A 6794-nucleotide genomic window follows, 5' to 3' on the forward strand; every position below is an offset into this window, starting at 1 on the left:
GGCGCCGGGGCCGCGGGCGGGATCGGTGCGGCGCTGCTCGCGCTGGGCGGGCGGTGCGAGTCGGGGGCGTCGATCATCGCCGAGCACACCGAGTTGGCCGGTGACCTGGCCGTCGTCGATCTCGTGATCACCGGTGAGGGCAAATTCGACGAACAGTCCCTGCGCGGCAAGGTGGTCGGCGCGCTGGCCGCGGCGGCGCGATCGGCGCAGGTGCCGGTGCTGGTGCTGGCCGGCCAGGTGACTCTGGACGAGCCGGCCGTTCACGGGGCGGGCATTCTGGCGGCCTGTGCGGTGTCCGACTACGCCGGTTCGGTGCGGCTGGCCCTGGCTGACGCCCCCAACCAGCTGATGGGGCTGGCCGCACAGGTCGCGGCACGACTCGGGAATAGCGGCACAACAAGGTACCTTTGAGGGGATGGGTTGTATCGCTCAAGCGACCCCATCCGGACACGAGTACTTACAGGGAGAAGCAATGACTGTTCAGGACGAGTCGACCACCGCCACCACGCACGGCGTGATCTTGACGGATGCCGCGGCAGCCAAAGCAAAATCACTGCTGGATCAGGAGGGGCGCGACGACCTGTCGCTGCGGATCGCCGTCCAGCCCGGGGGATGCGCGGGCCTGCGCTACAACCTGTTCTTCGACGACCGCGCGCTCGATGGCGACCTCACCGCCGACTTCGGCGGTGTGACGTTGACCGTCGACCGGATGAGCGCGCCGTACGTCCAGGGCGCTTCCATCGACTTCGTCGACACCATCGAGAAGCAGGGTTTCACCATCGACAACCCGAACGCCAGCGGCTCCTGCGCCTGCGGCGACTCGTTCAACTGACGCTCGGTCAGCGCCGCTAGTATTCGCCCGCGGTGCGCTGCACGTACGAGCACACCAGAATCTGGTTGTGCTGGCTCAGCAGCTGTGCGACGCCCTGAATCTGACTGCGGGCGCTGCTGCCGTTGGGTGCCTGGACCCGCATGCTGAACAACACCTGGGCCTGGTAGTCCGACCAGTACACGATCTTGTCGATCGACGTCACCTTCGCTTCGGAGAACTGCTTGCGAAACGCATCGCTGCTGAGCTTGGCCAGCGCCTGATCGGATCGCCGGTCTCGCACCGCGTCGTAGATACCGCACAGCGAGTTGCGGGCGATGGTCTCGGTGTCGCGGTGCTCGAGGGCGTCCAGGTAACCCTGAATCGCCGACGTGGCCGTGGCGTCGGAGAATGCGCCGGCTGGGGGTTTGGGAGCGCTGCGCGACCCGTACACGATGGCCGCCGCCGCCCCGGCCACTACCAGCAACGCCACCGTGGCGGCGATGAACCAGAGTCGACGGCGGTGCGGTTTGGGATAGGGCGTCGATCGCGGCAACGACCCTGGATAGGCGGCGACCGGCGGGTAGGCGGGTGGCGTGGGGATGGGTTCGCTGGGATGGGTGTCGGAGAACGGTATTCCGTCGGCGCCCGAACGATGGTCCGACGAATACGGACCGGGCATAAGTGGATCTCCTCGGATAGCAAGGTCGCAGGACCTCGGACGAGTCAGGCCGCCGCTGGGTTCTCCTACGGAGGCTAGCGGGCGTCGGCCCGCGGTGCGAAGCCGACCACGGCCACCGGTACGCTTAGCTAGCCGAACTTTTGAATTGAAGGGGTGGAATTTCGTGACGATCGTGGTAACCGGTTCTATTGCCACTGACAATTTGATGCGGTTTCCGGGTCGGTTCTCCGAACACCTGCTGGCCGAACACCTGCAGAAGGTGTCGCTGAGCTTCCTGGTCGACGACCTGGTGATCCACCGCGGCGGAGTGGCCGGAAACATCGCCTTCGCCATCGGAGTGCTCGGTGGCGACGTGGCTTTGGTGGGGGCCGCCGGTGACGATTTCGTCGGGGATTATGGCAAATGGCTTCAGTCGCACGGCGTCAACACCGACCACGTGCTGATCTCGAAATCTGCGCACACGGCGCGTTTCGTCTGCACCACCGATCAGGACATGGCCCAGATTGCGTCGTTCTATCCGGGCGCGATGTCCGAGGCCCGCAACATCAAGCTCGCGGACCTCGTGTCGTCGATCGGCAAGCCGGATCTGGTGATCATCGGGGCCAATGACCCCGACGCGATGGTGGTGCACACCAAGGAGTGCCGCAAGCTCGGCCTACCCTTCGCTGCCGACCCGTCCCAGCAGCTGCCCCGGCTGTCCGGCGAGGAGATCGACAAGCTTGTCGACGGCGCGGAGTATTTGTTCACCAACGACTACGAGTGGGAATTGCTGCAGTCGAAGACCGGCTGGTCAGAAGCTGACGTGATGGGCAAGGTCGGCCTGCGGGTCACCACGCTGGGAGCCAAAGGCGTCGACATCGTCGACCGCGACGGCAGTACCGTGCACGTCGGTGTGGTTCCGGAGACCAGCCTCACCGACCCCACCGGCGTCGGCGACGCCTTCCGCGCCGGCTTCCTGACCGGGCGCAGTGGCGGGCTCAGCCTGGAGCGCTCGGCGCAACTAGGTTCCCTGGTCGCGGTGCTGGTGCTGGAGTCGACCGGCACTCAGGAGTGGACGTGGGATGCCGCGGCCGCCAAGACCCGGCTGGCCGACGCCTACGGCGACGACGCTGCCGCCGAAATCGCCACCGTGCTCACCTAGCGGCCACCGCGACACTGAACCAGTTGCGACGACACGCCGACGCCCGCCGCAGTGGATGAAGTCTCGGCGGAGAAGTGACCGTATCTAGAGCTGCACGGGATACTGCGGCTCGCTGATCTGCGGCACCACACTGTGTTCGACGAAGATCGCGTGCCACAGCATGAAAATCAGTACGGTCCACAGCCTGCGGCTGTGATCGGCTGTGCCGCAACGGTGTTCGTCTAACATTCGCCGAACAGCCGATGCATCGATTAGGTTGTCGGTGGCCGATGCGTTCACCATTTCATGCGCCCACTCCAGCAGCGGGCCGGCCCGCAGCCAATGCCGAATCGGTACCGGGAAGCCCAGTTTCGGCCGGTTGAGCACATGCGGCGGGACGATCGGTTCCAGTGCGCGGCGCAGCGCGTACTTGGTCGTGGTGCGGGTGATCTTGGCGTCGACCGGCAACCGGGAGGCGACCGCGAACACTTCGGGATCCAGGAACGGGACCCGCAGTTCCAGCGAGTTGGCCATCGTCATCTTGTCGGCCTTGACCAGAATGTCGCCGCGCAACCAGGTGAACAGGTCGACGTGTTGCATGCGCGCCACCGGGTCCCAGCCGGCGGACTCTGCGTAAATCGGGGCGGTGATGTCGGTGTGGGTCCATTCTGGCCGGAATCTGGCCAGCACGTCGCGCAGTTGCGCGTCGGAGAAGCTGCGGGCATTGCTGTAGTAACGCTGCTCGAGGGTGAGCGACCCGCGGTGCAGCAGGCTTTTGCCGCGCATGCCGTCCGGCAGGGGTTTGGACAACGTTCCCATCGAGCGCCGAAGCGGTCGCGGCAGGTAATCGAAAGGCTTGAGCGACAACGGTTCCCGATAGATGGTGTAGCCGCCGAACAGCTCGTCGGCGCCCTCGCCGGACAGCACTACTTTGACGTGCTTGCGCGCCTCACGGGCCACGAAGAACAGCGGCACCAGCGCGGGGTCGGCCACCGGTTCGTCGAGGTACCAGACGATCTCGGGCAGCGCGGCGACGAACTCATCGGGAGCTACCACCTTGGCGATGTGGCGCGCGCCGATCGCCTCAGCCGATGCGACCGCGACGTCGACCTCGGAGAAGCCCTCTCGTTCGAAGCCGGTGGTGAAGGTGATCAGCCGCGGGTTGTGCCGAATGGCCAGCGCCGCGATCGCGGTCGAGTCGATGCCGCCGGACAGAAACGCACCGACCGTGACGTCGGCGCGCATGTGCTTGGCCACCGAGTCCTCCAGGACCGCGGTGATCTCGTCATAGCGGGTCTGTTCGCCACCACGCGGGATCGGTGTCACCTGGAAGCGCGGCACGAAATAGCGGGTGGTCTGCGGCACCTGGCCGGGACGGATCCGCGCGTAGCAGCCCGATTCCAGCCGGCGCACGCCCCGATGCAGCGTCTCGGGTTCGGGCACGTACTGCAGCACTATGTAGTGCTGCACGGCACGATCGTCGATGGTGGTGTCGAATCCCACCAGGTCGGCCAGTTCCAGCAGGCATTTCTTCTCGCTGGCCACTGCGGTGCCACCGGTCCCGGTGGCCATGAACAACGGCTTGATACCGAAAGGATCTCGGGCACAGAACAATTCGCCGGTCACGGTGTCCCATAGCGCGAAGGCGAACATGCCCCGTAGTCGCGTCAGGGCATCGGCGCCCCAATAGTGGTACGCGGCGACGATGGCCTCCCCGTCGCCGTCGGTGGCGAAAACCGCGCCGTGCCGCTCGGCGAGCTCGGCGCGCAACTCGAGGTAGTTGTAGATCTCACCGTTGAACACCAACTCGTAGCGGTCGGGGCTCTCCGGCGGACCCCAGCGCAGCGGTTGATGCGAATGGGCGATGTCGATGATCGACAGCCGGTTGAAACCGAATACGACGGTCCCGGCCGGGTCGACCCAGGTGCCCGGTTCGTCGGGCCCACGGTGGCGCATCAGGTGTGACGCCTGCGCGACGGCCTCGGCCGTGGCGTGCCCGCTGCTCGGCGGCTCGGCGCCGGCCACGGCAGCCACGAAGGCCAACAGTCCACACATCGCCGCTCAGTATGCCCCAAACTGGGCGGCCCCTGGAGGCCGCACGACGCGATCGCGACGGCCGGCGGGGCTCCGCATGGCTGCGCTGCGTGCGTGGTCTACGCTGCGTAGTATTCGACGTGCGAGTCAGCCGACAGTCCCCTTGACCGGGGGATGCGCGTTGTCGGCCCAGCTTGTGAATCAGGGAGGCGCGACCGTGACATCTCGCGGGCCAGGCTGTTCGCAGGGCTTGTTGAAGAGCCGTTCGGCAGGGCTTCGCCGGCTTCGGCTGCCAGTGCTGGCCGGCATGCTGGGCTTGCTGGCGGTGAGCCTGAGTGGATGCAGTTGGTCGGACGCATTCGCGCTCGGCTGGCCCCGGGGCATCACCACAGAGGGCGACTGGAACCGGCAGCTGTGGATCGGCGCGGTGATCGCGTCGCTGGTGGTCGGTGTGCTCGTGTGGGGCTTGATGTTCTGGGCGATTGCGTTCCACCGGCACAAGGCCACCGACACCGAACTGCCCCGCCAATTCGGCTACAACATGCCGTTGGAGCTGGTGCTCACCGTGACACCGTTCCTGATCATCTCGGTGCTGTTCTATTTCACCGTGGTGGTGCAGGAGAAGATGCTGCACCTGGCGTCGGATCCCGAGGTCGTCGTCGACGTCACCTCGTTCCAGTGGAACTGGAAGTTCGGCTACCAGAAGGTCGATTTCAAGGACGGCACGCTCAAGTACGACGGAGCCGACGCGGCCCGCAAAGCGGCGATGGTGTCCAAGCCCGAGGGCAAAGACTCCCGCGGGGAGGAACTTGTCGGCCCGGTCCGCGGGCTGAACACCGAGGACCGCACCTACCTCAACTTCGACAAGGTCGAGACCGTAGGCACCAGCACGGAGATCCCGGTTCTGGTGTTGCCGGCCGGCAAGCGGATCGAGTTCCAGCTCGCGTCGGCGGATGTGATCCACGGTTTCTGGGTGCCGGAGTTCCTGTTCAAGCGTGACGTGATGCCCGACCCCGCGGCCAACCACTCGGTCAACGTCTTCCAGGTCGAGCAGATCAACCGGACTGGGGCATTCGTGGGTCGCTGCGCGGAGATGTGCGGGACCTACCACTCGATGATGAACTTCGAGGTCCGGGTGGTTCAGCCCAACGACTTCAAGGCGTACCTGCTGCAACGGGCCGCCGGAAAGACCAACGCCCAGGCGTTGGAGGGCATCGCGCAGTCTCCGCTCGCGGTCACTACGCACCCGTTCGACACCCGCCGGGGCGAGTTGGCGCCGCAAGCGAGCAAGTAGGGGAACCCATGCACATCGAAGCCAGGCTGTTCGAGTTCATCGCGGCGTTCTTCGTCTTCTGCACGATCCTTTACGGCATTCTGACCAGCCTGTTCGCCACCGGTGGCATTGAGTGGGCCGGCACCACGGCCCTGGCGCTGACCAGCGGAATGGCGTTGATCATCGCGACATTCTTCCGCTTCGTGGCCCGTCGCCTCGACACCCGGCCCGAGGACTACGAGGGTGCTGAGATCAGTGACGGCGCAGGAGAACTGGGCTTCTTCAGCCCACACAGCTGGTGGCCGATCCTGATCGCACTGTCGGGTTCGGTGGCGGCCGTCGGCATCGCACTGTGGCTACCGTGGCTGATCGGCGCCGGTGTTGTGTTCATCCTGAGTTCGGCGGCCGGGCTGGTCTTCGAGTACTACGTGGGGCCCGAGAAGCACTAGCCGGCGCCGGCAAAGGTCACAATCAGGGCGTCAGTTGATCCGTGACCGGGTCGCCCAGAATGTCATGCGAGATCCGGTTGGGTAGGGTTTGCCGAGGCACAATGAGGAAAATCGGGGCGCGCGTTCAACAACTCAACCGTCGTGCTGCGTACGCCGATGAAGTAGTCGAACAGGACAGACGATCATGAGCGGGCCGAACCCACCAGGACCAGAGTCCGAACAACTGGAACCCGGCGTCGAGCCCAGCCAAGGCGGCGGCGAATCTGACGGCGCAGACACCGAATTCGGTGCCGGCGCGGGGGAGGCCGACGCTGAAGGCCAGACCGGTCAGACCGACGTCTATTCGCGGGCGTATTCGGCCCCGGAGTCCGAACACATCAGCAGCGGACCTTACGTACCCGCGAACCTCGATCTCTACGACTACGACA

7 protein-coding genes and 1 pseudogene are annotated in these 6794 nt (G+C 65.6%); 6 read left to right on the forward strand and 2 right to left on the reverse strand.

Annotated elements, in window-relative coordinates; genetic code table 11:
- A partial coding sequence (locus WAN02_RS25395; protein ID WP_422267591.1) for a glycerate kinase occupies nucleotides 1-411 on the forward strand: 411 nt, incomplete at its 5' end.
- A gap of 61 nt (nucleotides 412-472) precedes the next feature.
- Complete coding sequence (locus WAN02_RS25400) at nucleotides 473-832, forward strand: iron-sulfur cluster assembly accessory protein (protein ID WP_422267593.1); 360 nt, start codon at nucleotides 473-475, stop codon at nucleotides 830-832.
- A 16-nt stretch (nucleotides 833-848) separates the two neighbouring features.
- Here the strand turns inward: WAN02_RS25400 and WAN02_RS25405 are convergent, their stop codons facing one another.
- Nucleotides 849-1490, reverse strand: coding sequence for a hypothetical protein (locus tag WAN02_RS25405; protein ID WP_422267595.1), 642 nt, complete (start codon nucleotides 1488-1490; stop codon nucleotides 849-851).
- A 163-nt stretch (nucleotides 1491-1653) separates the two neighbouring features.
- On the opposite strand from WAN02_RS25405, the gene WAN02_RS25410 reads away from it, so the two are divergent.
- Complete coding sequence (locus WAN02_RS25410) at nucleotides 1654-2631, forward strand: carbohydrate kinase family protein (protein WP_422267597.1); 978 nt, start codon at nucleotides 1654-1656, stop codon at nucleotides 2629-2631.
- 84 nt (nucleotides 2632-2715) lie between these two features.
- Here WAN02_RS25410 and asnB read toward each other — a convergent pair whose 3' ends face one another.
- Nucleotides 2716-4665 carry an asparagine synthase (glutamine-hydrolyzing) gene (gene asnB, locus WAN02_RS25415; protein WP_422267599.1) on the reverse strand — a complete coding sequence of 650 codons (1950 nt, stop codon included), beginning with the start codon at nucleotides 4663-4665 and terminating at the stop codon, nucleotides 2716-2718.
- Between the two features lie 196 nt (nucleotides 4666-4861).
- On the opposite strand from asnB, the gene WAN02_RS25420 reads away from it, so the two are divergent.
- From WAN02_RS25420 to WAN02_RS25430, 3 genes and pseudogenes are all read left to right on the forward strand, one after another.
- Nucleotides 4862-5938 carry a cytochrome c oxidase subunit II gene (locus tag WAN02_RS25420; protein WP_422267601.1) on the forward strand — a complete coding sequence of 359 codons (1077 nt, stop codon included), beginning with the start codon at nucleotides 4862-4864 and terminating at the stop codon, nucleotides 5936-5938.
- Between the two features lie 8 nt (nucleotides 5939-5946).
- Nucleotides 5947-6366, forward strand: coding sequence for a cytochrome c oxidase subunit 4 (locus WAN02_RS25425; RefSeq protein WP_325687241.1), 420 nt, complete (start codon nucleotides 5947-5949; stop codon nucleotides 6364-6366).
- Between the two features lie 184 nt (nucleotides 6367-6550).
- Nucleotides 6551-6794: pseudogene (locus WAN02_RS25430) on the forward strand (hypothetical protein); the annotation flags it as partial.

The organism is Mycobacterium sp., from assembly GCF_049281135.1.
GTDB lineage: Bacteria > Actinomycetota > Actinomycetes > Mycobacteriales > Mycobacteriaceae > Mycobacterium.

Bases quoted from the DNA above. Each gene is read 5' to 3' on its own strand.
- WAN02_RS25425 (WP_325687241.1), top strand. From the start codon at position 5,947: ATGCACATCGAAGCCAGGCTGTTCGAGTTCATCGCGGCGTTCTTCGTC.
- asnB (WP_422267599.1), bottom strand. From the start codon at position 4,665: ATGTGTGGACTGTTGGCCTTCGTGGCTGCCGTGGCCGGCGCCGAGCCG.
- WAN02_RS25405 (WP_422267595.1), bottom strand. From the start codon at position 1,490: ATGCCCGGTCCGTATTCGTCGGACCATCGTTCGGGCGCCGACGGAATA.
- WAN02_RS25400 (WP_422267593.1), top strand. From the start codon at position 473: ATGACTGTTCAGGACGAGTCGACCACCGCCACCACGCACGGCGTGATC.